The following is a 25,295-nucleotide window of genomic DNA, read 5'->3' as shown; positions in this document are numbered from 1 at the left end:
TCGCCAGCCGCCGCCGTCGCTCTCCGCTCGCCACCGCCGCTCCCCGCCTGCCCTCGGCTCGGTGGCTACCTGGCGCCCGTCACCCGTCGTGTGCCGGCGGCCCCGACGTGGGTGCCTGCCTGTCGTATGCGGGTCCCTGTCAGGGATGCCCGTCGCATGCCGTCGGGCCGGATGCGAGCGCCCGCCAGCCGTACGAGGGCCCCTGCCAGGCGTGCCCATCGCTGGCCGTCAGGCTGGGCGCGGGTGCCTGCTGTCGTACGCGGGCCCCTGACCGGCGGGCCCGTCGCGAGCCGTCGGGGTACAGGAGCGCCCGGCCGTCGGGCCGTACGCGGGCGCCCGCCCGTCATGCCGTACGCGGGGCGCCCCCCGTCAGGCCGCATGCGGGTGTCCGCAGGCGGCGGGGCGCGTCTGACCGTCACGCCATAGGCCAGGAGCGCGCCCGCCAGGGCGGCGCCGTGGTCGGCAGGGCGGGTCGGTGGACGTCGTCAGGGCGTGTACGGTGCCGGCTCCCCGATGCGGCGGTTGCGGCCGGCGCCCATGGCGAGCAGGGCCAGGCCGGCGCAGACGGTGAGCAGGAGGAGGAGGGGGACGGTCCAGCCGTTGGTCATCTGGTGGACGGCGCCGAGGGCGAGGGGGCCGACGGCGGCGAGGAGGTAGCCACCGGTCTGCGCCATACCGGAGAGGCGGGCGGCCGTATGCGCGTCGCCGGAGCGCAGCACCATCATCGTCAGGGCCAGCCCCAGCGCGCCGCCCTGCCCGACCCCGAGCAGCGCCGCCCACCACCAGGCGCCCGCCACCGGCGCCATGAGCAGTCCGACGACGCCGCAGGCCATCAGCGCGGACACCGTCACTCCCAGCAGCCGCTGCCGTCGCATCCGCCCCGCCAGCACCGGCACCACGAACGAACCGGCCATCTGCAGCAGCGTGCTGAACGCGAAGACCAGCCCCGCTTCGCCCTTGCCCATCCCGTGGTCGGTGAAGATCGTCGGCATCCAGGCGATGACCACGTAGGCGACCAGCGACTGCGAGCCCATGAACAGGGTGACCTGCCAGGCGAGCGGCGAGCGGGCGAGCTTCGGGCCGCGCCCGGCCGGGTGCGCGGGCGTGGCCGCGGCGGCGCCGTGCCGGGTGCCGCGCCGCGCCAGCACCGCCTGCGGAACCCACACCACCGCGGCGACGGCGGCCAGCAGCGCCCAGGAGACCAGCGACCCCTGCCAGCCGCCGAGCGCGCTCTCCAGCGGTACGGCCGTGGCGGCGGAGACCGTCGCGCCGAGGATCATCGCGGTCGAGTACAGCGCCGTCATCCCGGCGGCCCGGTCCGGGAAGTCCCGCTTGATCAGGCCGGGCATCAGCACGTTCAGCAGGGCGATGGCCGCACCGACCACCGCGCAGCCGGCGAACAGCGCGACCACCGGCGGCGCGATCCGCAGCACGATGCCGCCGCACAGCGTCACCAGCGCCCCGCAGAGCACGGTCTCGGTGCCCCAGCGCCGGGCCAGTGCGGGTGCGACGACCGAGCCCAGTCCCATGAAGACCAGCGGGATGGTGGTCACCAGGCTGCTGAGGGTGGCGGGCAGATGGAAGTGCGTGCCGATCTCCCCGAGCAGCGGCGACACCCCGGCGAGCGCCGCCCGCATGTTGAGCGCGGCGAGGACGATCCCGGCCAGCACGAGCGCCGGATGAACGGTCCGCAGCCGGCGCCGGGCCGCGGCGACCGCCGGTGCCGCGACGAGATCCTCCTCGGCGTCGATCAGCCGAGCGTCCGGGCTCGACGGAGCAGCGGGTCGGGGTCCTGACATGCGTACGTACCTCGCCAAGCGTTACGGGAACGGAGAGAAAGGGGGAAGTGGGGGAGACCGGGCGTGGGGCGACCGGGGAGGGGGAGCCGGAGCTGGGGGTTCAGGCGTGCGGGGCGGGTGCGGGTGGTTCGCCGAGCAGGGCTTCCACGGCCCGTTTCGGTTTCTCCAGCAGGTCGCGGGTGGCCCGCTCCGCGGCGTCCGGGTCGCCCGCGGCGATCGCGTCCAGAACGGCGCGGTGGTCGCCGTGCACGATCTTCGGCATCGCCTGGTCGTCCAGCGCGCTGACCAGCGCCTCCCGTACGGAGCTGCTGAACCAGCCGTAGGTCGCGGTCAGCGCGGTGTTGTGGGCGGCGTCGACGACGGCCTGGTGGAAGGCGATGTCGTGATCGGCGTACAGCTCCAGGCTGCCGGAGCCGGGCTGCCCGGACGCGTCCGCCAACTCGGCCTGGGCGTCCAGGGCCGCGCGCATCCGCTCCAGGTCGTCCGGGCGGTGCCGGAGCGCGGCCAGCCGGGCGGCCTCCGCCTCCAGTGCGATCCGCAGCTCCAGCACGTCGCGGATACCGGCCCGCCGGACCCCGCGCAGGATGTCGCCCGGGTCCGCGGTGGAGACGACGAAGGTTCCCTCGCCCTGCCGCGAGCGCAGCATTCCGGCGTGCACGAGGACCCGGACGGCCTCGCGCACGGTGTTGCGGCCCACCTGCAACTGCTCGGCGAGCGCGTGCTCGGTGGGGATCCGCGAGCCGACCGGCCACTCCCCGGCCGTCAGCTGGGCCCGCAGCGTGTCGACCACGGTGTCCACGAGGGATTGCCGCCCCGCCGCCTGCAGTGCCATCTCCGTTTGCCCGTGCCTTTTCCTGTTGCTTGGCGGAGGCGCGGTTGCCCGCCCCCGCTCAGTCGGTCGCCAGTTGCCCAGTCATCCTACAAATATGAGTTCATCGTACACGGAAGCTGCGGGCGTGCTGCCACGGCCTGACTTTCCTGGGCCCCGGGGCGGTCCTGGGCCCCGGGGCAGTCTCGCCCGGGGCCCGACTCAGCGACGACCAGAGAAGCAGAGACCGTCGATCAGATAGCAGACAGCAGACAGCAAACAGCGGACGGCGGAGGCGGACGGCGGAGAGCAGAGAGCAGAGGCGGAGAGCGGCCGGCAACGGGCCGAGGATGGGCGGCGTTCGGGGAGCGATCCCAACCCCGCCCAGACCTCACAGACCGATATCGCGTTCCTGGATGTCCGCCAGGGATTCGCGGCGGACGAGGAGGCGGGCGGTGCCCGAGGTGACCGCGACGACCGGAGGGCGGCCGACGAGGTTGTAGCCGGAGGCCATGGAGAGGTGGTACGCGCCGGCCACGGGCACGGCGAGCAGGTCGCCGGGGCGGAGGTCGCCGGGCAGTCGGGCGTCGGCGGCCAGTACGTCGCCGGCCTCGCAGTGCCGGCCGACGACGGTGACCCGTTCCGGGGCGGCCGACGAGGACCGGCCGACCAGTCGGGGCGCGTAGCGCACCCCGTACAGCGCGGGCCGCGGGTTGTCGCTCATCCCGCCGTCCACCGCCACGAAGAGGTGCGTCCCGGTGCGCTTGACGGACAGCACCCGGTAGAGGACGACTCCGGACGGGCCGGCGATCGCGCGGCCGGGTTCGACGGCGAGCCGGGGCACCGGCAGGCCGGCCGCCGCACAGCCGCGTGCCAGCTCGGCGCGGATCCGGGCGCCGAGCGCGGCGATGTCGAGCGCGGGCTCGCCGGGCCGGTACGCGACGCCGTGCCCGCCGCCGAGGTCCAGCTCGGGCAGGGTGACACCGTGCTGTTCGCGGATCCGTGCCAGCAGGCCGACCAGTCGCCGTACGGCCGACAGATACGGCTTGACGGTGGTGATCTGGGAGCCCAAGTGGCAGTGCAGACCGGTGAGTTCGAGGCGCGGCTGGCCGAAGACCCGGGTGATGGCGTGCTGTGCGGAACCGTCCGCGATCGACAGTCCGAACTTCTGGTCGTCGGTCCCGGTGCGGACCTTGGCGTGACCGCCCGCGGCGATTCCCGGAACGACCCGGATCAGCACCTTCTGGCGCGTACCGGCCGGGACCGCGGCGGCCAGCCGGGCGATCTCGGAGGTGGAGTCGATGACGATCCGCCCGACGCCGAGCCGGAGCGCGGCCCGCAGGTCCGCGGGGCTCTTGGCGTTGCCGTGCAGCACGATCCGCTCGGGCGGGAAGCCGGTGGTGACGGCGAGTTCCAGTTCACCCGCAGAGCAGACGTCCAGGCCGAGGCCCTCTTCGTGCACCCAGTGGACCATGGCGCGGCAGAGGAACGCCTTGGCCGCGTAGAAGACATCGGCGTCGGGGAAGGCCCGGAGGTAGGCGCGGCAGCGGTGGCGCACCTCGTCCTCGTCCACCACGTAGGCGGGGGTACCGAAGCGGTCGGCCAGTTCGGTCAGCGGGACGCCGCCGAGGGTGAGGTCACCGGGGCCGTGCGGCAATGTGGAGGCGGGCCAGACGGAGAGCGGGTCGGGCGGCGGGGTGGGGAGTTGGTCGGGCAGCGCATCAGGCAGCGCATCAGGCAGCGGATCGGGCAGCGCGTCGGGCAGTGCATCGGGCAGTGGATCAGGCAGCGGGGCCCTCAGGTGGTCGGTGGATGCCGGTGCCGGTGCCGGTGCCGGTGCCGGTGCTGGCGCCGGCGCAGGTGCGGCCGCTGGTGCCGGGGCGGTGAGGGGGCCGGCGGTCGCAGGCGGTGCCGGGGCGGTCAGAGGCCCGGGGGCCGCGGGCGGTGCTGGGGTGCCGGGCTCCTGGGCGGGGCGGGGCAGGGTGCTGTGGCTCATGGTGTTGTTCGCCCCTCTCAGACGGCCCGCAGGTGCGGCGTACGGGACGCCTGGGCCAGGTGCGAGGCGCCCGCTGTCCGGGCCGCCTGGGGCACGCGTGGTGCGCCCGGGGCGCGGGTGGTGTGGGAGGCCTCCGGAGTGAGACGGGGATCGACGGTCAGGGCCGTCGCCCCGAGGGGCTCGGCCAGCGCCCGCAGGGCCGGCTCGGAGAGCCTGACCCACGGCTGGCCGCCGCCGAGGGCCGCGGCGAGGCGTTGGGCCGAGGTGAAGCCGACGGCGGTACGCCCGCCGAGCGGGGTGCGGAACAGGCGGGCCGTACAGCCCGCGGGGCCCGACCGGACGGGGACGAACAGAGGCCCGGCCGGGATGCGATCGGAGGGCTCGGGATCTTCCGCGTAGAGATGGTGGGACACGGCGTTGCTCCTCGAACAGGACATCGGCGGCCCCGGACCGGTGGATGACGATGCGTATGCCGGGGCTCGGCTCTGCCGACGCTATGCCCGGGGAACGGGCCCCTCCGCCGGATGCTGACGCGTCATTGACGAGTTGTGGACCCTACTTGACGCGATGCTGCTGCCCGGTGGCCGATTGTGGGACGGGAGTGACGCGGTGGATCCGGACCAACCGCCGCCCGTTCCGGGCGCACCGCCGCCCGTTGCGGACCCACCCCCGCCCGTTCCGGGCGCACCGCTGATCGTTCCGGGCACACTGCTGATCGTTCCGGCCGAACCGCCGCTCTTTCCGGGCTGACTGCCGGCACGTTCCGGGCTGAGTACCGGAACGCCCCGCCCTGCCGCGCCGGCTCGTTCGTGCGGCAAGGCAAGGCAAGGCAGGTCACCGCCGTCCCCCATCGGGTGGACCCCCGCTCTTGACCTTGACACTGTGGAAAGCACTCCACTGGAAGGCGTCATGTTCAGCATCGGAGATTTCGCCCAGTACGGCCGCGTATCGGCGCGCATGCTGCGCCACTACGACGCGATCGGGCTGCTGTGCCCGGCCCGTACCGACCCGGTCACCGGTTACCGCTTCTACGAAGCGGCCCAGCTCGCCCGGCTCAACCGGATCATCGCCCTCAAGGACCTCGGATTCAGCCTCCAGCAGGTGGGGGCGATCCTGGCCGAGGAGGTGAGCGTGCCGGAACTGCGCGGCATGCTGCGGCTGCGCCGGGCGGAGCTGGAGGCGACGCTGACCGCGGCCGGCGAACGGCTGGCGCAGGTCGAGGCGAGGCTCCGCTCCATCGAGAGTGAGGGACACATGTCTGCCGACGATGTGGTGGTCAAGCCGACCGGGACGGTACTGCTCGCGGAACTGAGCGGGATCGCCGCCAGTTACGGGCCCGAGGACATCGGCCCGGTGATCCAGCCGCTCTACGCGGAGCTGTGCGCACGCCTGGAGGCGGCCGGCGTCACCCCCGCGGGACCGGGTCTCGCCTATTACGAGGCCGTTTACGAGGCCGTACCGGGCGACTACGAGGGCGACTACGAGGACGTGCCCGGCGACCGCGGCGCAAGCGGAGGCCACGGCGGCGAACCCGGCGGCCGCACAGACGTACCGGCAGGCCGCACGGACGTACCGGCAGGCCACGCGGACGTACAGGGGAGCGCGGCGGCCGCGGCGGCCGTAGCGGCCGCGGTGGGGGACGAGCCTGGGTACGAGTCGGGGTACGAGCCGGGGCCCGGTGCCGTCGTCGTGCACGCCGGGCTGACGGTCACCGCGGAGGCGCTGACCAGGGCCGGAGCCCGTTGCGGCGGGACGGGCGCGCCGGCCACCGGCACCCCCACCGCGACCGGCCTCGGCTTCGACGTGGTGGCGCTGCCCGGGCTGGAGTGCGCCGCCACGGTGGTGCACCGCGGACCGATGAGCCGCATCCTGCCCACCGCGCAGAACCTGGCGCACTGGATCGACGCGAACGGCTACCGCTCCGCCGGATACGCCCGCGAGCTCTACCTGGAGTGCCCGCCGGACCAGGAGAAGTGGGTCACGGAGATCCAGGAACCGGTGGTGCGGGCCGCCCCAGAGAAGCCGTGACGGTCTCCGCGAACGCCACCGCCGCCGGGCTCAGGGCGTCCCACTGACGCACCGCCCACCCCGTGGCGAGCGGTGGCAACGCGGGGATCGGGACCAGCCGCAGGGACGGGTGGGCGGTGGCCCGGAGGCCCGGGAGCCGGGGGACGACCGCGGGGCCGACGCCGAGTTCGGCCAGCAGCAGCGCGGTGTCCCAGTCGGCGACGCTGGTGGTGCTCGGCGGCGGCACGGCACCGGAGCCCTCCCCGTGAGGCGACTCCCGATGGCTGGGGTGCCCGTCGGAGCGACGGTCGTGGTGCTCGTCGGAGTGATGGTTGTGTTGTTCGTCGGAGCGACGGTTGTGGTCTCCATCGAGCTGGTGGTGGGGGTGTTCATCGGAGCGATGGCTGAGGCCTCCGGCGGAGCGATGGCTGTGGTGTCCGTCGAGCCGATGGCTGTGGTGCTCGTCGAGTCGGTGGCTGAGGTGTCCGTCGAGCCTCATCCGGGAGGTGGAGTTCTCCGGCAGCCGTATGTGCCGGATGCCGGCGAGTTCCTCCGGCTCGATCCGCTCCCGGGCGGCGAGTGGATCATCGCTGCGTACGGCGAGCACCCACGGCAGCCCGATCACCGCATGCTGCTCGATGCCGCGCACCGCTGGGCCGATGGTGATCCAGGCCAGTTCGGAGTCGCCGTCCGCCACCGCCTCGAAGCAACGGCGGCTCGAACTCTCCGTCCGGAACTCCAGATTGACGTGCGGATGGCGGCCGCGGAAGGCGACCACGGCCTCGGACATGAAGTGCCGTACGGTCGTCGCGCCGGTGGTGACGCGTACGGTGCCGCCGTCGCCCGCCCGCAGATCGTCGAGTTGCCGTAGCGCCAGGTCCAGCCCGCTCAGGCCGTCCGCCGCGGCGCGCTGGAGGATCCGGCCGGCCTGGGTGGGGGCGACCCCGCGCGGCCGGCGTTCCAGGAGCCCGATGCCCGTCTCGCGTTCCAGGCGCTTGATGCGCTGGCTGACGGCCGACTGGGTGCAGCCCAGGTCACGGGCGACGGCGCTGAGATTGCCCGCCTCGCAGACCGCCACGAAGGCGCGCAGATCGTCGAGAGTCACCCGGGTACGCTACGCCGCGCCATGCCCCCAACCCAAGCCTCGGCTAAGGAATTTGGAAGGAAACCAGAGGATTGACTTGGAGCTGCGGCGACGCGACGATCGTCCCGGGCCCCGGGCGGCAACCCGGAACCGCGTACGGCCGTACGGTTCCGGGTGCCGACCCAGCACCGCACCACCCGGCCGGGCGGCCACCGGCGATGCGTCACCGCCACGGTGGTGCCGCGCCGAGCGCCGCCAGTAGCAGCCGAGCCCTCCATGCCTGCTTTTCCTCTTTCCTCCGTCGCTTCGATTGTGACCCCGCGGTCAGTTCCGCACCCGTCGGTCTTGCAGCCACCGCGCTCCCGGCGGCGCAATCCGACCCGCGCTAGCCTCGGACGGTGAAAGCCGACGAGAAGCCCGGCGCGGGCGGTGGCGGTTTCGACGCCCCCGACCGTCGGCTGGCCCATGCGCTGCAGCTCGCACGGGCGACACCGCACCAGCGGTGCGCTCAAGGCGCTGGGACCGACCTGCGGAAGTTCGGGTACGGCGTGATGGCCGCCCTCTGGATGTCCGTCGCCCCCGCCGAACTCGCCGCGGCCGGGGCCGCGTTGGCGGAACACCCGGAGGTCGCCTTCGCCGGTGCCACCACCGGCCCGAACAACCTGTTCGCGTCGGTGCTCTGCCGGGACGTCCGGGCCCTCTACACGTACCTGACGACCCGGGTCGCGGCGTTGCCCGGCGTACGGACGATGGAGAGCGCGCCCCGCATCCGGCAGATCAAGGGGCCGGGCCCGCTGGTCGCCGGTTCGCCCGCGGCCCGGGGGCGCCGCCGGTGAGGGCGCCGGCGAGGATCCTGCTGGAGCCGCCGCGCGACCCCTGGGCGCGCCGCGCGGGCAACCCCGTGGCCTGGGTGAAGGACTGGGTCAGGTCGTCCCCCGGGACCCACATCTGGCTGCTGATCATCGGCGTCACCAGCCTCGTGATCGCCTCCGCCTCGGAGGGACTGGGCCAGTTCCTCATCCACCGCACCAGCAGCAACATCCACGAGCTGAATGAGCATCCGCTGCCGTCGCTGCTGATCAGCGGCTTCTGGATCGAGAACCCCGGATCGTTCCTGCTGTACGTCGTGATGTTCGAGCTGGTGCACGCCAACGTCGAGCGCTGGACGGGCAGTTGGCGCTGGCTGCTGATCGTCGGCGGGGCACACGTCGCCGCGACCCTGGCCAGCCAGGAACTCGTCCTGCTCGCCATCGAGGGACACCAGCTGCCGCGCTCGATGACGCACGTCGTCGACATCGGCGTCTCGTACGGCCTGGCGGCCGCCGCCGGCGCGCTGACGTACCGGCTGCGGTCCCCCTGGCGCTACGGCTATCTCGTCGGCGTACTGGCCTTCTTCGCCATCCCCCTGACGACCGGCGCCACCTTCACCGACTTCGGCCACGCCATCGCCCTGACCATGGGCTTCGCGGCATGGCCGTTGACCCCGGCGGCGGTGGCGGGGGAAGGGGAGGGAGCCGACGCGAGGCAGGCGGGGGCCGAAGCCGACGCGGGGCAGGCGGGGGCCGAAGCCGAGGCGAGGGAAGCAGGGCCAGCGCGGAAAGCGGGAGCCGACACGCGGGACGCGGGAGCGGACGCGGGGGAGGCAGCCGATGCGGGGGAAGCGGGCGGCGGTGGGGAAGAAGGCGGCGGGGGCGGGCGTTAGGGGTTCAAGGGGCCTTCGGAACCCCTACGGGTGGTTCGAACAGATCCCGTAGGGGATGCGAGCGCCCCCTCGGGGCCTCAACGCGACGGTGGGAAGCGGTATTCCGGGGGCTCCCCGCTCGCACCCCTGCTCCCCTGCTCCCACCCCACCCCTCAAATCCCGTACAGCCGCTCCAGGACCACCGCGATGCCGTCGGCCTCGTGGGAGGTGGTCACCTCGTCGGCGACCGCCTTCAGTTCGGGGTGGGCGTTGGCCATGGCCACGCCGTGGGCGGCCCAGGCGAACATCGGGATGTCGTTGGGCATGTCGCCGAACGCCAGCGTCTCCTTGGCGGTGCGGCCCAGGCGGCGGGCGGCCAGGGACAGCCCGGTGGCCTTGGTCAGGCCCAGCGGCAGCAGTTCGACGACGCCGGGGCCGGCCACCATGATGCCGACCAGGTCACCGGCGACCTGGCGGGCGGCCGCGGCCAGTGCGTCGTCGTCCAGCGTCGGGTGCTGGAGGTAGACCTTGTTGATCGGGGCCGTCCAGAGCTCGCCGGGGTCGTCGAGCATGACGTTCGGCAGCGGGCCCGCCTGGACGCGGTAGCCGGGGCCGACCAGCACCTCGCCCTCCAGGCCGTCCCGGCTCGCCGCCAGATACAGCGGGCCGACCTCCGCCTCGATCTTGGACAGCGCGAGTCCGGCCAGCTGGCGGTCCAGCGTCACCGAGGTCAGCAGCCGGTGCTCGCCGGCGTGGTAGACCTGCCCGCCCTGGCCGCACACCGCGAGCCCGTTGTAGTCCAGGGCGTCGAGGATGTGCCGGGTCCAGGGCACCGCACGGCCGGTGACGACGATGTGCGCCGCGCCCGCCGCGGTGGCCGCGGCGAGCGCCTGGCGGGTGCGCTCCGAGACGGTCTCGTCCGGGCGCAGCAGCGTCCCGTCGAGGTCGGTCGCGATGAGCGTGTAAGGCAGCGGCGGGACGTCCGCCGGAGCTGATCCGCTCACTTGGCGCCGGACTCCGGGCGACCGGCGACGGGCTCCAGCACGGTACGGCCGCCGAGGTAGGGGCGCAGCATCTCGGGGACGCGCACCGAGCCGTCCGCCTGCTGGTGGTTCTCGAAGATCGCCACGATGGTGCGCGGGACGGCGCAGAGCGTGCCGTTGAGAGTGGCCAGCGGGCGGACCTTCTGCTTGCCGTCGGCGTTCTCGCGCATGCGGACGGAGAGCCGGCGGGCCTGGAACTCGTCGCAGTTGGAGGCCGAGGTCAGCTCGCGGTACTTGCCCTGGGTCGGGATCCACGCCTCGCAGTCGAACTTGCGGGAGGCCGAGGCGCCGAGGTCACCGGTGGCGACGTCGATCACCTGGAACGGCAGCTCCAGGCCGTTCAGCCACTGCTTCTCCCACTCCAGCAGGCGCTGGTGCTCGGCCTGCGCGTCCTCCGGCGCGACGTAGGAGAACATCTCCACCTTGTCGAACTGGTGGACCCGGAAGATGCCGCGGGTGTCCTTGCCGTACGTGCCGGCCTCGCGGCGGAAGCAGGGCGAGAAGCCGGCGTAGCGCAGCGGCAGCTGGCCGGCGTCGACGATCTCGTCCATGTGGTAGGCGGCGAGCGGGACCTCGGAGGTGCCGACGAGGTAGTAGTCGTCCTTTTCGAGGTGGTAGACGTTCTCGGCGGCCTGGCCGAGGAAGCCGGTGCCCTCCATGGCGTGCGGGCGGACCAGCGCCGGGGTCAGCATCGGGATGAAGCCGGCCTCGGTGGCCTGCGCGATGGCGGCGTTGACCAGCGCGAGTTCCAGGAGCGCGCCGATGCCCGTCAGGTAGTAGAAGCGCGAGCCGGAGACCTTGGCGGCCCGCTCCACGTCGATGGCGCCGAGTGCCTGGCCGATCTCCAGGTGGTCCTTGGGCTCGAAGCCCTCGGCGGCGAAGTCACGGATGGTGCCGTGCGTCTCCAGGACCGCGAAGTCCTCCTCGCCGCCCACGGGGACGTCGGGGTGGACGAGGTTGCCGAGCTTGAGCAGCAGCTGCTGGGTCTCTTCCTTGGCCTCGTCCTGCGCGGCGTCGGCGGCCTTGACGGCGGCGGACAGTTCGCCGGCCTTCTTCAGCAGCTCGGCCTTCTCGTCGCCGGTGGCCTTGGGGATGAGCTTGCCGAGCGACTTCTGCTCGGCGCGCAGCTCGTCGAAGCGGACGCTGGACGACCTGCGCCGCTCGTCGGCGGAGAGCAGTGCGTCGACGAGCGCGACGTCCTCTCCACGGGCGCGCTGGGACGCGCGCACACGGTCGGGGTCCTCACGGAGCAGGCGAAGGTCAATCACACCCCCAGGCTACCGGGGCCACGCCCCGCGCTTCGACGCGATATTCCCCGGCATTGCAGTTTGTCCGGTTTGAGAGGTTTATTCCGTTGGTGGAGTGCGGTAAATCCGCCGGGGAATTCCTGCCCATTCGCACCCCTTCGCTGTCGTCGTGATCTTCTGGGGGTAGTTGTGGAGCCGTCCGGTATGCGGGCGTTCGCGCGCGTCGGCGATCGGTGATCCACTGGGCGGGATCGGGGAGTTGGGGCGGCCTTCGTGACCCTCGGGTGGTGGGGTTGTCCACAGGGGGGAGGGGTTCCCGGAATTTTATCCACAGGCTGTGCGTGGAATCTGTGGAAGTCGGTGGCGATCATTCCGTTTCCGAATTGCTCGCCTATGGATTCTCTGTCCAAACCCCGTTCACGCACTCTTTCGTGTGGGATTGCCTCGCTCTAAAGGATGGACTGCAGGAATTATGCTGACGGGGTCCGAGGTGGGGTGCTGTGGAGGGATCTGGGGTCGGTAGGGCGATTTGTCGACTGTGTCCGACTGTCATGTCGACTTACCCACAGGTCGAGAACCGGGCCTGTGGATAACTTTGTGGACAACCCACAGGCCGCTCAAAGCCGCAGGTCGTGGCGCACTTTCCAGCCACCGGGCCCGCCACCCGTGCCACCCCACGACGCGTCTCCCGCACCCCCGGACGCAGTACCTCCCGCGCCACCGGGTCCGCCACCCGCCGGGAGGTCAGCCCCGGCCGTCCAGGCAGCGCGCGAGCCAGTCCGCGGCCTCGGTGAACGCCGAGTCGGTCATCTGCCGCCGCACGCTCGGCGTGGTCTCGTCCGCGCGCGGATACGAACCGAGGAACCGCACCTCGCGGCAGACCCGCTTGAGGCCCATCAGGACCTCGCTGACCCGGCGGTCGGTGATGTGCCCCTCGCAGTCCACCGAGAAGCAGTAGCGCCCGATGCCCTCGCCGGTCGGCCGGGACTCGATGCGCATCATGCTGACCCCGCGCACCGCGTACTCCTGCAGCAGTTCGAGCAGCGCACCCGGGTGGTCCTCGGCCAGCCACAGCACCACCGACGTCTTGTCCGCGCCGGTGGGCGCCGCCGGCCGGGCCGGACGGCCCACCAGCACGAAGCGGGTGGCCGCGTTCTGCGCGTCGTGGATGTCGGTGACCAGCGGCGTCAGGCCGTACGTCGCCGCCGCGAACTCACCGGCGAACGCACCGTCGTAGCGGCCCTCCTGCACCAGCCGCGCACCGTCCGCGTTCGAGGCCGCCGACTCCCATACCGCCTCGGGGAGTTGGGCCGCCAGCCACTTGCGGACCTGCGGCTGGGCGACCGGGTGCCCGGTCACCGTCTTGACCCCGTCGAGCGTCGTACCGGGGCGCACCAGCAGCGCGAAGGCGATCGGCAGCAGCACCTCGCGGTAGATCATCAGCGGCTCGCCGGAGGCGAGTTCGTCGAGGGTGGTGGTCACCCCGCCCTCGACGGAGTTCTCGATCGGCACCAGGGCGGCCGCCGCCTCCCCCGCCCGCACCGCGTCCAGGGCGGCCGGCACCGACACCATCGGCACCAGCTCGCGGGTCGCCGCCTCGGGCAGGCTGCGCAGCGCGGCCTCGGTGAACGTGCCCGCGGGTCCGAGATACGTATAGCGGCTGGCCGACATCCTTGAGGACTCCCTCGCGTGACTGCGGGGGCACCCCGCCGATCGTCTCCCTGTCCTGCCACGATACCGAGCCGTCGCGGCCCCCGGACCGGGCTTCCGCAGGCCGGACAGGCCGGCACGGCCCCGCGGGGGCCTCAGCCCTCCAGCAGCGGCTGCCCCACGTACCCGCCCGGCGCCGCGGCCGGCGGCACCGCGTACAGGCCGCTCGCCTCGTGCCGCAGGAACGGCGAGAGCGCGTCCCCGCGGTCCAGCTTCCGCTGGACCTGGGTGAAGGCCCGCAGCGGATCGGCCTGCCAGCAGACGAACAGCAGCCCGGCGTCCGGCGCGCCGTCCTCCCGGAAGCCGTCGTGGTACGAGAACGGGCGGCGCAGCATCGCCGCGCCCTGGTTGGACTCCGGCGCCGCGACCCGGGCGTGCGCGTTGGCCGGGATGACCGGCAGCCCGTCCGCACCGGTGGCGTCCAGCTTCATGGGCGTGGTCTCGGAACCGCCGGTCAGCGGCGCCCCGTTGTCCTTGCGGCGCCCGATGACCCGCTCCTGCTCGTGCCGGGAGCGCTTCTCCCAGTCGTCCAGCAGCATCCGGATCCGGCGGACCACGGCGTACGAACCGCCGCGCATCCACTCCTGTGCGGCGTCCCGCCCGACGAAGATCCGCTCGTCGAAGTCCGGGTCGGCCGGCTTGGGGTTGTTGGTGCCGTCGACCTGGCCCATCAGGTTGCGGGCGGTCATCGGGTGCGCGGTGGCGCCCGGGGTGCGGTTGAAGCCGTTCATCTGCCAGCGGAGCCGGGCGGTGCCGGCCGCGTCCTTCTGCAGCGCCCGCAGCGCGTGGAAGGCGACCAGCGCGTCGTCGGCGCCGATCTGGATCCACAGGTCGCCGTTGCTGCGCTTCGGGTCCAGCGCGTCGGCGGAGAAGTCCGGCAGCGGATCGAGCTGCCCGGGGCGGTGCTTCGTCAGGCCCGTACGGTCGAAGAAGCTGTGGCCGAGGCCGAAGGTGACGGTCAGCGAGGACGGGCCGGCGTCCAGCGCGACGCCGGTGTCGGCGTCCGGCGCCCGGCCGGCCATCAGCTGCTCGGCCGTCCGCGACCAGCGGCGCAGCAGCGCGGCGGCGGCCTTGCGGTCGCTGCCCGGTGCCAGGTCGAAGGCGACGAGGTGCCCGCTGGCCTGCAGCGGGGTGGTGATCCCGGCCTGTTGCTTCGCCCGGTCGTCCCGGAACGGCACCTCGGTCGAGCCCACGGAGCTCAGGGCCGCGGCGGGCCCGTCCTCATGGGCAGCGGCCGTGCTCAGGGCGCCGCCGGCGCCGCCGACGACCAGCCCGGCGGCGCCCGCCGCGCCGACGGTGCCGAGCAGCCGGCGGCGGGAGAGCGTCAGGGCGGTCCGCGGGCCGGCCGGCTCGGGTGCCGGGGCCTGCGGTTCGGGGGCCCGGGGTTCGGGGGCCTGCGCGGTTCGCTTGCTCATCAGCCGATCTTCACGTTCCTGAACTCGGTCACCTGGTCGATGTCGGAGGTCCGTACGAGCAGCGAGAGCTGCCACCGTCCGGGGACCGGCAGCAGGACGCCGCTGGCGCGCCAGTGTCCCTTGCCGGTGTGCCGGGGCACCACCGTCAGCGGCCCGAGCTTCTTGGCCTTGAGGGTGAACTCGATCTTCACCTCGGGGACGTCCTTGGCCCGGCCGTTCGGGTCGGAGATCCGCAGCCGCAGCTCGTTGGCGTTGCCGCTGCGGCCGGGGTCGAGGTCGATGCGGGCGGTGCCCTTGCCGCCCGGACCGCCGGTGTCGAACGGGACGGTGAGGACCTGCGGCTGGTTGGCCGTGGCCGACTGCCCGCCCGACACGGCCTTGACCGCCTCCTCGGTACGGGCCGGCTCGGTGGCGGTGAGCACCGTCGTCACCACCAGCAGGACCACCGCCACCGACGCCTCGGCCAGCACGGACCGGCGCAGCCCCAGCCGCTCGGGATCGGCGTCCCGCAGCCGCTTGCTGCGGGCGGTGCGCAACGCGGCCTGCTGACGGGCGAGTTGGGCGGCGCGGGCGGGGTCGTCCGGTTCTGCCGTGGCCGCCGCGGCCGGTTCCGTCGCCGGTTCCGTCGCCGGTTCGGCCGCCGAGTGCGTTGCCGGTGCCGCCGTCGGTTCGGCCGCTGGTCCGGCCGCTGGTCCGGCTGCTGGTCCGGCCGCCGGTTCCTCGTCGTTCCGAGCCGTCTTCCCGGTCGGCGTGCCGGCCGCCGGGACGGTCACGGCCTTCTCGGAGGGCTCGTCGGCCTCCTCGTCGTCGGGGGCCGCGACCGCCGCTTCCGCCGCGTACGCCGCTTCCGGCGTCCGTACCTCCGTCAGCCGCGCCGTCCAGCGCCGTGAGAACCAGGCGATGCCCACGAGCACCGCCACCAGGCCCACCTTGAGCAGCAGCAGCCGCCCGTAGGTGGTGCCGGTCAGCGCGGTCCAGGTGCCGACCTGCCGCCAGGACTGGTAGAGGCCGGTGGCCACCAGCACCAGGACGGAGCCGAACGCGATCCGGGAGAAGCGCCGGACGGCGGTCCGCTCGACCGGCGGCCCCCAGTACAGGGACACCACCAGCGCGGCCAGCCCGCCGAGCCAGGTGGCGACGGCGAGCAGGTGCAGCACGTCGACCGGCATCGCGATCGCGGGCTGCAGCCCGGTCGAGGCGTGTTCGGCCATCGCCCAGGTCGCCGCGAGACCGGTGGCGACGATCACCCCACCGATGCCGAGCCCGAACGACAGGTCCTTGCGCCGCCGGGCCTCCTCGGCGGGGTCCCCGGGGGCGTCGGGGCCCTCGGGGGCGTCCTCCCGGGGTGCCTGCGCCCGCGCGTACGCCCCGAACAGCACCGCCACGAACAGCGCCGCCGCCGCGAGCAGCAACAGCCGGGAGACCAGCGCCGCGCCCGGCTTGGTGACCAGTACCTGCTGCAGCCCGCCGAGGTCGAAGACGTCCGAGAGATCGCCGGAGCCGGTGTACGGCGTGCGCAGCAGCAGCATCGCCACGGTGGTGCCGGTCAGCACCGCCCATCCCTGGACGACCAGGCGCTGGACGGACCGCACCCGGGCGGCGGCCGGCCGGCAGGCCACCACGAAGGCGGCACCGCCGGCCAGCAGGACGAAGCCCGCGTACGCCAGCGCACGGGCGATGCCGTAGAGCGCCCCGACGAGCCCCCCGCCGGCCTCCTGCTGGGCCACCGGCGCGGTGGTCTTCGAGGGCGCACCGATCGAGAAGGTGAAGGCGCCGGAGACCGGGTGGCTGTCGGCGGAGACCGCCTGCCAGGCGACGGTGTACGTACCGTTGCCCAGGCCCGGCGGCAGGCCCGTGCCGTACTTGACGGTGCTGGCGCTGCACAGGTTGCGCAGTTTGCCGCGGTCCACCCGCTTGCCCTTCGGGTCCAGCACCCGGATGGAGTCGTCGCCCATCGCGACGCCCTCGGAGAAGGTGAGCGCCACCTGCTCGGGCGCCTGGTCCACCACCGAGCCCTCGGCGGGGGTGCTGCCGGTCAGCGCGGCGTGCGCCGAGGCCGGGGCGGCACCGCCGAGCAGCCCGCCGAACAGCGCGCCCGCCAGCGCCACCGCGACGACGAGCAGACGCAGCGCGGCGGACCGTCGCGGCCGGAGGCCGGTGGTGACCATGGATCGCTCCCTCAACTGCCGTGTGAGTGCCTGTGCTGTGACGTACCGGACCGCCCGCTACTTCTTCGGCTGGTAGTTGACGGCCCGGACCGGGACGGCCACCTTGACGGGCTCGGCGTGGGCGAACTGCAGCGTGACGCCGATCGAGTCCCCCTTGGCCGGCTTGTACTTGAGGCCCATGAACATCAGGTGCATGCCGCCTCGTTCGAACCGGAGCTCCCCGCCCGCGGATATCGGCAGCGAGGTGACCTGCTCCATCTTGTTGCCGACCGTCTTGTGCATCGAGACGTCCTTGGCCAGGTCGCTGGTGACCGAGACGATCTTGTCGGCGGCGCCGTTGTTCTTGACCGTGAAGAACGCGCCGGCCATGTCCTGGGTGACCGGCTGCGGCATGTAGGCGCCGTCGACCTGGAAGTGCGGGCCGGCGTCCCCGGCGCCGCAGGCCGAGAGGGCGAGTCCGGCGGTGAGGGCGAGGGCGGCGGCGAGGGTGGTGCGGCGGTTCACGGGTTCTGCCCCTTGATGATCTTCGGAAGTGCGGTGGTGTAGTTGTCGGCGGTCGCCTCCTGCATGCCCAGCCAGTGGATCTTGTCGTCCTTGGGGGAGCTCAGCAGGACCTGCGCGCCGTGGGTGGAGACCACATCGCCGTTCTTCTTCTTGACCGGCTTCTCGATCCCGATGTTGACGCTGCGCGCGCCCGCCTGGATGGTGTCGAAGCGGCCCGTCAGACCGATGAAGTCCTTGTTGATGCCGCCGAGCCACTTCTTGAGGGCGGCGGGGGTGTCGCGCTCCGGGTCGGAGGTGACGAAGACGACCCGCAGGTCCTTCTGCTCGGCCTTGGGCAGCTGCTTCACCGCGACCGCGATGTTGGCCATGGTCAGCGGGCAGACGTCCGGGCAGTGGGTGTAGCCGAAGTAGATCAGTGTCGGGTGGCCCTTGGTCTTCTCCAGCAGGTCGTACTTGGCGCCCTGGGAGTCGGTCAGGACCAGGTCCGGCTTCTCCATCGGGGTGTCGAGCGTGACGAGGGGCTTGGCGGCCGTGCCTCCGGAGACCTGGGCGGCCGGCTGGTCGCGGTCGCTTCCCTGGTCGCAGGCGGTCAGGCCGAGTGCCGTGACCGCCGCGACGGCGGAGGCGAGCAGGGCCCTTCTACGCATTGCGCTGTGCATTGCAGATGTATCCCGTTTGTGTGGTGTGGTCCGGTGCCCCGCTCATGGGGAACGGGGCGACGGGCCGGCGGCGCGGTGGGGCGCCGCCGGCCCGTGGTGGCGATCAGGCGTTGCGCCGCCGGCCGGCGAACACGCCGAAGCCGACGCCGATGACGCCGACGACGATGCCCGCGGCGCCCAGCAGCCGAGCGGTGTTGTCGCTGGTGTCGGCGGCCGCGACGGTCTTCGCGCCCCCGCCCTTGTCCCCGCCCTTGGCGTCGGCGGCCGCGCCGTGCGCGTCGTCCTCGGCCGCGGTGAGCTTGAGCACCGGCGCCGGGTTCTCCGGCTCCGGGCCGCCCTCCTTCGTCGGCTCGATCCAGCGCACGACCTGCTTGTTGTCGTACGTCTGGAGGGCCTTGAAGACGAGCTGGTCGGCGTCCTCGGGCAGCTGGCCGATGGAGAGCGGGAACTGCTGGAACTGGCCGGGCTCGACGCCCTTGCCGTCGGCGGTCCAGGTGACCTTCGAGGGCGCCTCGGTGACCTTCTCGCCCTCCATCTCGATCGGCTTGGCGAGCTTGGTCTTGGTGACCGACACCTTCCAGCCGGGCACCGGCTGCGGCATGACGGACGCCAGCGGGTGGTCGGTCGGCAGGGTCACTTCGAGCTTCACCGTCGAGGCGTTGTCCCGCTCGTTGGGGACCTTGAAGTTGACCGTGGCGAAGCCGCCCTTGGGGGCCTGGCCGGGCTGCACGCTGACGTGCGCGAAGGCCGGCCCGGCGAGCAGCAGCACACTGCCGGCCGCGATCCCGCCCACCAGGGGCAGTCGGGTCTTGAGGAATCCGGCCCTTCCGGAGGACTGAGAAGTAACGGAAGTTCCGGAAAGTCCGGACAACGTGGGCTCGCTGGGCATGGTCGACGCGTTCGGCATGGAAAGCACTCCACAGGAAGGAGAGAGATACGGGTGACGGTGATCGGTGGCACGCCCACGGCGACGCCGCGCGAGCCCGTACCCCGTCCTGGGGGAGCGTGCGTCGCGTGATGTCAGGCCGCGAGGGCCAGGGCGGTCACGGCAGGCGGCCCTCGCCGGATCACACTGTGGTCGAGCGCGGCGCCCTGCGGGCCGGGTTTGTCATCCCCGTACGAAACGAGGGCGCGCAGCAGCGCCTCGTGCGCCGCGCCGAGGCCCGCGAGCAGGGCGCCGACGAGCGCGAGCACCCCGCGCACCGCACCGAGCAGGGCGCGGACGGTCAGCTCGTACGCCGCCGGGGCCGACAGCCGGACCAGCCGCCACAGCGCCACCTCGCCCCGCCGCAGCAGCCAGCCGACCGCGAGCGCGGCCAGCAGGTGGCCCAGCAGCATGGGCAGCGACGGCAGCAGACCGTGCGTCATCGCCGGGTCGGTGACGGCACCACCGGCCGCCCCCGGTCCGCCGGGCGTGTTCAGACCGGCCGCGGAGGCCATGTCGTAGCCGCCCCCGTCGAGGAGCCGCCGCGCCCGCGCACCGTCCAGCCGGCCCGTGCCGAGCCCGCACATCAGGTGCCGGGCCAGGTCCACGGCCGTCGCGTCGGACAGCGCGCCGTGCCCGGGACCCCCGGAGCCGGCCGCCGTCCCCGCCATCGGCATCCGCTGCCGCGCCATCCGCTCGGCGGTCGTCAGGCCGCACACCTGCCCCCACACGAACAGCGAGTGCAGTGCCAGCTGGCCCACGGCGAGTCCCGCGGCGATGCCCGGCAGCGACCGCTCCCGGCCGGCCAGCGGCGCCGCGACCGCGAACACCACGGCGGCGGCGACGCCCAGCGTCCACAGCGGGACGGCGGCACAGGAAGCGATCATGTGCCCGGCCGCGGACAGCGCGACACAGACCGCGGTGAAGACCGCGGCCCTCAGCAGCCGCAGGTCCGCGGCCGCGCGCGCTGGGGAGGCGGGCGGGGCAATCATGGCCGCGCCATCATCCCACTGCCCGCACCCGTGTCCTACGGCAGGGCGGCCCGAGGCGGCGCCTCCCGGGGGCGTCCAGGGCGTCCGGGAGGGCGCGCGGAGGCGCATGCGCGGCGCTGCGCCTACACCGATGCGCTCACTCTTCGCATCCGCCGAATGAGCGGTATCACGTCCCGGACATGCTTACGGACCTTGGGGCACGGCAATACGTATCGATATGTCGAGCCGCGGCCAGGAGGCTGGAGCGATGAGCATCTGGTGGTCACTCCATTTGCGGCGCGAGGCTGCGAGCGTGCCGCTCGCCCGGCGTCTGCTGCTGGGCACGATGGAAACAGCAGGCGTGGACCCGGACATCTGTTACGACCTGTCGGTCGCACTGTCCGAGGCATGTGCGAACGCCGTCGAGCACGGCGGTGGCGGAGCCCCCGAGGACTACCGCGTGACGGTCTTCATCGACGGTGACACCTGCCGCATCGAAGTCACCGACTCGGGCCCCGGTTTCCGCGGCGCACCCGCCGCCCCGCCCCATAGCCCCGCGGACCGCCCCCTGCCGGCCGCCGTCCCCGCCCCCGCCCAGGCCCCCGCGTTCGCGGAGGCCGGCCGGGGGCTCTTTCTGATCGAGGCCCTCACCGACCACGTCCGCTACCGCAACCGCACCGGCCGCCCGGGCGCGGTGGTCAGCTTCGACAAGATCCTCAAATGGCGAGAGGGCGCGGCGCTGCCGATGGCGTCGTGAGGTGCGGCGGGGGCCGTGGGGGATCGGACGCAGCGGCGCGCGGAGTGTAAGGGCGGAAGTGCCTCGTGAGGCCGCGGGCTGGCCGGAAAGTGCCTGCTCGGGAGGGGTGGTGGCGGCGGTCTCGCGGTGGGAGGACCTCCCCCGCGGCGTCCCCTGTCCCTGCGAGACCGGCGCACACCAAATCTAACGCGAAGATGCTCGCGTTAGTCTTTCCCGGACAATACTTGGCGTGATCCCGCACTGCAATACGGAGCCGGCGTGACGACAGCGCACCAGCCCCGGGGCGCCCCGGGCGAGACCCGTCCCGGCGGGCGCACGGCGCGTACCCGCGAGGCCGTACTGGCCGCGGTCTTCGAGGAGTTGGGCGATGGCGGGTTCGCCGCGCTCACCATGGAGAAGGTCGCCCACCGCTCAGGGATCCACGTCGCGACGCTCTACCGGCGCTGGCGCAGCATCGAGGGCCTGGTCTGCGACTTGCTGACCGAACTGAGCTCCGACGTGCCGCTGCCGGACACCGGCACGCTCCCGGGCGACCTGCATGCGCTGGCCCGCTCGATAAGCGCGTTCTACGGCGAGCCGCGGATGCGGCGGCTCATCGAGGCGGTGGTGTCCGCGGCGGCCCGCGATCCGCAGGTGGCCGGCGTGCTGCGGTCGTTCTTCGGCGAACGGCTGGCGCTGGCCGGCCAGATGGTGGAGCGGGCCGTCGCGCGCGGCGAACTGCCCGCGGACACCGATCCCGAACAGGTGATGTCGGCGCTCGGCGCGCCCTTCTACTACCGGATCCTGATCGCCCGCCGCCCGGTCGACCCGGCGCTGGCGGAATCCGCGGCCACCGCCGTGTGGGCCGCGGCCCGCGCCGGCGCGTACCGGCGGGCAGACCACGGGCCGGTGGACGACACCACCGGCCCGTGAACCGAAGCTGCTGCTCCGTGAACCAGGGCTACTTCTTCAGCCCGGCCATCCAGGCCTCGACCTCGTCGGACCGGCGCGGCAGCGCGGCCGAGAGGTTCCGGTTGCCGTCCTCCGTGACGAGGATGTCGTCCTCGATGCGGACGCCGATGCCGCGGTACTCCTCGGGGACCGTCAGGTCGTCCGCCTGGAAGTACAGACCGGGCTCGACGGTGAGGACCATGCCGGGCTCCAGCGTGCCGTTGACGTACGTCTCGGTGCGGGCCGCGGCGCAGTCGTGGACGTCCAGGCCGAGCATGTGGCCGGTGCCGTGCAGGGTCCAGCGGCGCTGCAGGCCGAGCTCCAGCACCCGCTCGGCCGGGCCCTCGACCAGGCCCCACTCGACCAGCTTCTCGGCGAGCACCTGCTGGGCCGCGTCGTGGAAGTCGCGGTAGGCGGCGCCCGGCTTGACCGCCGCGATGCCCGCCTCCTGGGCCTCGAAGACCGCGTCGTAGATCTTGCGCTGGAGCTCGGAGAAGCGGCCGTTGATCGGCAGGGTGCGGGTGACGTCCGCGGTGTAGAGGGTGTCGGTCTCCACGCCGGCGTCCAGCAGCAGCAGGTCGCCGGAGCGGACCGGGCCGTCGTTGCGGACCCAGTGCAGGGTGGTGGCGTGCGGGCCGGCGGCGCAGATCGAGCCGTAGCCGACGTCGTTGCCCTCGACGCGGGCGCGCAGGAAGAACGTTCCTTCGATGTAGCGCTCGGAGGTCGCCTCGGCCTTGTCCAGGACCTTCACGACGTCCTCGAACCCGCGGACGGTGGAGTCGACGGCCTTCTGCAGCTGGCCGATCTCGAACTCGTCCTTGATCACCCGGGCCTCGGAGAGGTGGACCCGCAGCTCCTCGTCGCGCTCGGCGGTGACCTTGTCGGTCAGCGCCGCCTCGATGCCGGCGTCGTGCCCGCGGACGACGCGGACCGGGCCGGTGGCCTCCTTGAGTGCCTCGGCCAGCTCCCGTACGTCCTTGCAGGGCACGCCCAGCAGCGCCTCGGACTCGGTGAGGCTGTGGCGGCGGCCCACCCACAGCTCGCCCATGCCGTTGAGCCAGAACTCGCCGTTCTCACGGTCGGAACGGGGCAGGCGGTAGAGCGTCGCCTCGTGGCCGTCCTTGGTGGGCTCCAGGACCAGGACGCTGTCGTCGGTCTGGTCGCCGGTGAGGTAGACGTACTCGGTCGAGGCGCGGAAGGAGTACTCGGTGTCGTTGGAGCGGGTCTTGAGGTTGCCCGCCGGGATCACCAGGCGCTCACCGGGGAAGCGCGCGGACAGCGCGGCGCGGCGGCGGGCGGCGTTCGGGGCCTGCTCGATCGGCTGCAGGTCGCGCAGCTCGGTGTCGGCCCAGCCGCTCTTCATGTTCTCCGCGAGCTCGTCCGAGACGCCCGGGTAAAGGCCGTTCTTGCGCTGCTTGATCGGCTGCTCGTCCTCGTCCGGGGTCTCCGGCGTGAGCTCGTCGGTCACAATGCCTCCTTTTAAGAGTGAACCGCATTCCATCGTATGTGCCGATGGAATGCGGTCCAGGGGGCAAGAAGGTGTGACCTGTCGGGCAGCGGCCGCGCCCCTTTCCGGGGGCACCGCCGCTCACCCGTCTGACCTGCGAAATCGCGGGCCCTACTCCTCGAAGTACGCCACCAGCAGCACCACGTCCTCCTCCGACGACGGGTCGTCCAGCCCCCGCGGCAGCATCGTGCGCAGCACGTGGTCGGCCACCGCCTCCGGATCCTGGCGGATCGCCCGGGGGACGCCCGCGGCGGCGGTGTGCAACCGGGCGAAGGCGCGGTCCATCGGCTCCCCGGTGCGGTGCAGCAGCCCGTCGCTGTAGAGGAGCAGGGTCTCGCCGCCGGCCGGTTCGATCTCCACGCTGGGCGCTTCCCAGCAGGCCAGCATGCCCAGTGGCGCGGACAGCGTGGTCTCCACGAACTCCGTCCGCAGATCCCCGAGGATCAGCGGCGGGCAGTGCCCGGCCCCGGCCAGCACCAGCTTCCGCGGCAGCACGCCCGGCACCGGCGGCGCGGGCGGGCCGCCGGGCGCGCCCGGCGGCGGCTCGGTGAACGCGAACAGCGCGGTCGCGCTGCGCGCCGGCTCGGTCAGCCGCAGCAGCAGCTCCAGGTCGGAGAGGACCGCGACCGGGTCCTCTCCCTCCATGACCGCGTACGCGCGCAGCGACGCCCGCAGCCGTCCCATGGCGGCCACCGCGCTCGGCCCGGACCCGGTCACCGAGCCGACGGCCAGGCCCAGCGCGCCGTCCGGCAGCGGCAGCGCGTCGTACCAGTCGCCGCCGCCGCGCGGGCCGGTGGCGTGCCGCACCGCGAGGCGGACGCCCGGGACCCGCGGCAGCCGGTGCGGCAGCAGCTCGTCGCGGAGCGTGGCGGCGGCCTGCCGGCTGCGGTGGAGTTCGAGGAGGCGGGCGAGGTGTTCGGCGGCGTGGCTGCGGTAGAGGCCGACGAGGTGGCGCTGGCGTTCGGTGGGGGCGGCCGGTTCGTCGTAGAGCCAGACCGCGGCGCCGGTCCGGCCGACGGGATCGGCGGTGAGCGGCACGGCGTAGCTGGCGGCGTACCCGAGGCGGGCGGCGACCTCGCGCAGGCGCGGGTCGAGGTCCTTCTCCCCGGGGATGTCGGGCTCGCTGATCTCCGTGCGGTCCTCGGGCCCGCCCTTGCCCTCGGGAGGGTCGTCGCCGGCGCCGCAGATGCCCGGCTCCGGAAGGCCGTCCAGTATCCGCGCGTACGACAGGGCGCGGCGCGGCACGGTCTCGATGTGACCGATCTCGGCGTGACCGAGGCCGAGGCCGACGGTGGTCTCCGGGCCGAGTCCGTCGGCCGGCGCCAGGACGACCAGACCGCGGCGGGCGCCGACCAGCGAGGCGCCGGCGCGCAGCAGCTCGTGCAGCGCATCGTCCAACGTCCGCGTGCGGGCGAGCCGTTCGGTCAGGTCGTGCAGGGTGCTGAGGTCGGAGATCCAGCCGGCCAGCCGGTCCTGGACGGCGGCGAGTTGGTCGAGGGCGGAGACGTCGGGGGTGGCGGGGGCGGAGCCGGGCGGGGGGTCGGGAGCGGCGTTCCCGGCTCCGTCGGTGGCGGTGTCGGACGCGTCGTCGGAAGGGTCGGACGGGCTGCCGGAGGCGGGGTCCGCGGGGGTCTTCGCCACATGCGGGCCGACAGTGTGCGTGGGAGCGGGCAGAGCTGGTTCGATTCCAGCCACTTTCGGTACGTGAGGGGCAGTCATGGCCGGCGGCTATCGTCGCGCCAGGCATTGCTCCAGTTCAGGCCGCTGTTTGTGAGGGAGTGCGGCTTTTTGTTGAGTGACGTTGTGCGATCCGTTCGGGCGCTCAATTTCCTCAATAGCATCGCAAACCCCCATGTCATGCTGCTCCGCTATCAATGCTCCAGATGTACACGCACCAGAGAGGGGATGTCCAGCACTGTCCCCGTGGGGTTTGTGGTGTCCGTGAGGTCTGTAGATTGGCCTGAAAAAAGCCCCACGAGCGTCAATTTGAGGTCGACTGGCGCCGATCGACAGCGCGTCATCACCACCATGGCGGGTACGTACTCGGAAAGGTGCGGGGTCAGTTGAGCTCGCACCGGGAACTC

The 25,295-nt window shown here is 72.9% G+C and carries 20 protein-coding genes and 1 pseudogene; 5 read left to right on the top strand and 16 right to left on the bottom strand.

Annotation, left to right across the window (positions count from 1 at the left end; translation table 11 throughout):
• Positions 1-485: 485 nt before the first annotated feature.
• The 4 genes from AB0E02_RS10775 to AB0E02_RS10760 form a co-directional block, all read right to left on the bottom strand.
• A complete protein-coding gene (locus AB0E02_RS10775) occupies positions 486-1,799 on the bottom strand; it encodes an MFS transporter (protein ID WP_362137671.1) in 1,314 nt (437 codons plus the stop codon).
• Between the two features lie 100 nt (positions 1,800-1,899).
• Complete coding sequence (locus AB0E02_RS10770) at positions 1,900-2,631, bottom strand: FadR/GntR family transcriptional regulator (protein ID WP_362137669.1); 732 nt, start codon at positions 2,629-2,631, stop codon at positions 1,900-1,902.
• Positions 2,632-2,998: 367 nt separating this feature from the next.
• Positions 2,999-4,603, bottom strand: coding sequence for a diaminopimelate decarboxylase (lysA, locus tag AB0E02_RS10765; protein ID WP_362137668.1), 1,605 nt, complete (start codon positions 4,601-4,603; stop codon positions 2,999-3,001).
• Between the two features lie 17 nt (positions 4,604-4,620).
• Entirely contained in the window at positions 4,621-5,016 is a 396-nt protein-coding gene (locus tag AB0E02_RS10760) for an SAV_915 family protein (protein WP_362137667.1), read from the bottom strand.
• A 496-nt stretch (positions 5,017-5,512) separates the two neighbouring features.
• On the opposite strand from AB0E02_RS10760, the gene AB0E02_RS10755 reads away from it, so the two are divergent.
• A complete protein-coding gene (locus AB0E02_RS10755; protein WP_362137666.1) occupies positions 5,513-6,631 on the top strand; it encodes a MerR family transcriptional regulator in 1,119 nt (372 codons plus the stop codon).
• Here AB0E02_RS10755 and AB0E02_RS10750 read toward each other — a convergent pair.
• Entirely contained in the window at positions 6,582-7,715 is a 1,134-nt protein-coding gene (locus AB0E02_RS10750) for a LysR substrate-binding domain-containing protein (RefSeq protein WP_362137665.1), read from the bottom strand. The two genes, AB0E02_RS10755 and AB0E02_RS10750, sit on opposite strands and share 50 nt — an antisense overlap.
• Positions 7,716-8,218: 503 nt before the next feature.
• Here AB0E02_RS10750 and AB0E02_RS10745 point away from each other — a divergent pair.
• Both AB0E02_RS10745 and AB0E02_RS10740 read left to right on the top strand, forming a co-directional pair.
• Positions 8,219-8,530: pseudogene (locus tag AB0E02_RS10745) on the top strand (Lrp/AsnC ligand binding domain-containing protein); the annotation flags it as partial.
• Between the two features lie 65 nt (positions 8,531-8,595).
• A complete protein-coding gene (locus tag AB0E02_RS10740; RefSeq protein WP_362137823.1) occupies positions 8,596-9,396 on the top strand; it encodes a rhomboid-like protein in 801 nt (266 codons plus the stop codon).
• A 152-nt stretch (positions 9,397-9,548) separates the two neighbouring features.
• On the opposite strand, the gene AB0E02_RS10735 is transcribed toward AB0E02_RS10740, so the two are convergent.
• The 9 genes from AB0E02_RS10735 to AB0E02_RS10695 form a co-directional block, all read right to left on the bottom strand.
• Positions 9,549-10,379, bottom strand: a complete 831-nt coding sequence (locus AB0E02_RS10735) for an HAD family hydrolase (protein ID WP_362137664.1) — start codon at positions 10,377-10,379, stop codon at positions 9,549-9,551.
• The gene (serS, locus tag AB0E02_RS10730) at positions 10,376-11,686 is read right to left on the bottom strand and encodes a serine--tRNA ligase (RefSeq protein WP_362137663.1); all 1,311 of its coding nucleotides are present in this window, start codon (positions 11,684-11,686) and stop codon (positions 10,376-10,378) included. Before serS ends, AB0E02_RS10735 begins: the two co-directional genes overlap by 4 nt.
• A gap of 723 nt (positions 11,687-12,409) precedes the next feature.
• Entirely contained in the window at positions 12,410-13,336 is a 927-nt protein-coding gene (gene pheA, locus AB0E02_RS10725; protein WP_030411952.1) for a prephenate dehydratase, read from the bottom strand.
• A 134-nt stretch (positions 13,337-13,470) separates the two neighbouring features.
• Positions 13,471-14,790: an iron uptake transporter deferrochelatase/peroxidase subunit gene (efeB, locus tag AB0E02_RS10720; protein WP_362137662.1), complete on the bottom strand. Its 1,320-nt coding sequence runs from the start codon at positions 14,788-14,790 to the stop codon at positions 13,471-13,473.
• Positions 14,790-16,958 carry a copper resistance protein CopC gene (locus tag AB0E02_RS10715; RefSeq protein WP_362137661.1) on the bottom strand — a complete coding sequence of 723 codons (2,169 nt, stop codon included), beginning with the start codon at positions 16,956-16,958 and terminating at the stop codon, positions 14,790-14,792. Before AB0E02_RS10715 ends, efeB begins: the two co-directional genes overlap by 1 nt.
• Positions 16,959-17,015: 57 nt before the next feature.
• Positions 17,016-17,462, bottom strand: a complete 447-nt coding sequence (locus tag AB0E02_RS10710; protein ID WP_362137660.1) for a copper chaperone PCu(A)C — start codon at positions 17,460-17,462, stop codon at positions 17,016-17,018.
• Positions 17,459-18,109, bottom strand: a complete 651-nt coding sequence (locus AB0E02_RS10705) for an SCO family protein (RefSeq protein ID WP_362137822.1) — start codon at positions 18,107-18,109, stop codon at positions 17,459-17,461. The genes AB0E02_RS10710 and AB0E02_RS10705 overlap by 4 nt, the downstream gene beginning before the upstream one ends.
• Positions 18,110-18,224: 115 nt before the next feature.
• A complete protein-coding gene (locus AB0E02_RS10700; protein ID WP_362137659.1) occupies positions 18,225-19,028 on the bottom strand; it encodes a YcnI family protein in 804 nt (267 codons plus the stop codon).
• Between the two features lie 113 nt (positions 19,029-19,141).
• On the bottom strand, positions 19,142-20,038 hold the full coding sequence (locus tag AB0E02_RS10695; RefSeq protein WP_362137658.1) for a hypothetical protein: 897 nt from the start codon (positions 20,036-20,038) through the stop codon (positions 19,142-19,144).
• Positions 20,039-20,285: 247 nt separating this feature from the next.
• On the opposite strand from AB0E02_RS10695, the gene AB0E02_RS10690 reads away from it, so the two are divergent.
• Entirely contained in the window at positions 20,286-20,774 is a 489-nt protein-coding gene (locus AB0E02_RS10690) for an ATP-binding protein (RefSeq protein ID WP_362137657.1), read from the top strand.
• A gap of 258 nt (positions 20,775-21,032) precedes the next feature.
• The gene (locus AB0E02_RS10685; protein ID WP_362137656.1) at positions 21,033-21,686 is read left to right on the top strand and encodes a TetR/AcrR family transcriptional regulator; all 654 of its coding nucleotides are present in this window, start codon (positions 21,033-21,035) and stop codon (positions 21,684-21,686) included.
• A 28-nt stretch (positions 21,687-21,714) separates the two neighbouring features.
• Here AB0E02_RS10685 and AB0E02_RS10680 read toward each other — a convergent pair whose 3' ends face one another.
• Both AB0E02_RS10680 and AB0E02_RS10675 read right to left on the bottom strand, forming a co-directional pair.
• Positions 21,715-23,172 carry an aminopeptidase P family protein gene (locus AB0E02_RS10680; protein ID WP_362137655.1) on the bottom strand — a complete coding sequence of 486 codons (1,458 nt, stop codon included), beginning with the start codon at positions 23,170-23,172 and terminating at the stop codon, positions 21,715-21,717.
• Between the two features lie 150 nt (positions 23,173-23,322).
• Positions 23,323-24,930, bottom strand: a complete 1,608-nt coding sequence (locus AB0E02_RS10675; RefSeq protein ID WP_362137654.1) for a PP2C family protein-serine/threonine phosphatase — start codon at positions 24,928-24,930, stop codon at positions 23,323-23,325.
• Between the last annotated feature and the right edge of the window lie 365 nt (positions 24,931-25,295).

It is taken from the genome of Streptomyces sp. NPDC048196, assembly GCF_040652715.1.
In the GTDB taxonomy this organism is placed as follows: domain Bacteria; phylum Actinomycetota; class Actinomycetes; order Streptomycetales; family Streptomycetaceae; genus Streptomyces; species Streptomyces siderophoricus.
The sequence above is the reverse complement of the archived record's forward strand: the minus strand, read 5'-3'. Positions and strand labels throughout refer to the sequence as shown.

Bases quoted from the DNA above. Each gene is read 5' to 3' on its own strand.
- AB0E02_RS10770 (WP_362137669.1), bottom strand. From the start codon at position 2,631: ATGGCACTGCAGGCGGCGGGGCGGCAATCCCTCGTGGACACCGTGGTC.
- lysA (WP_362137668.1), bottom strand. From the start codon at position 4,603: ATGAGCCACAGCACCCTGCCCCGCCCCGCCCAGGAGCCCGGCACCCCA.
- AB0E02_RS10755 (WP_362137666.1), top strand. From the start codon at position 5,513: ATGTTCAGCATCGGAGATTTCGCCCAGTACGGCCGCGTATCGGCGCGC.
- pheA (WP_030411952.1), bottom strand. From the start codon at position 13,336: ATGTCGGCCAGCCGCTATACGTATCTCGGACCCGCGGGCACGTTCACC.
- AB0E02_RS10705 (WP_362137822.1), bottom strand. From the start codon at position 18,109: ATGCGTAGAAGGGCCCTGCTCGCCTCCGCCGTCGCGGCGGTCACGGCA.
- AB0E02_RS10675 (WP_362137654.1), bottom strand. From the start codon at position 24,930: ATGACTGCCCCTCACGTACCGAAAGTGGCTGGAATCGAACCAGCTCTG.
- AB0E02_RS10775 (WP_362137671.1), bottom strand. From the start codon at position 1,799: ATGTCAGGACCCCGACCCGCTGCTCCGTCGAGCCCGGACGCTCGGCTG.
- AB0E02_RS10715 (WP_362137661.1), bottom strand. From the start codon at position 16,958: ATGGTCACCACCGGCCTCCGGCCGCGACGGTCCGCCGCGCTGCGTCTG.
- AB0E02_RS10690 (WP_362137657.1), top strand. From the start codon at position 20,286: ATGAGCATCTGGTGGTCACTCCATTTGCGGCGCGAGGCTGCGAGCGTG.
- AB0E02_RS10700 (WP_362137659.1), bottom strand. From the start codon at position 19,028: ATGCCGAACGCGTCGACCATGCCCAGCGAGCCCACGTTGTCCGGACTT.
- efeB (WP_362137662.1), bottom strand. From the start codon at position 14,790: ATGAGCAAGCGAACCGCGCAGGCCCCCGAACCCCGGGCCCCCGAACCG.
- AB0E02_RS10695 (WP_362137658.1), bottom strand. From the start codon at position 20,038: ATGATTGCCCCGCCCGCCTCCCCAGCGCGCGCGGCCGCGGACCTGCGG.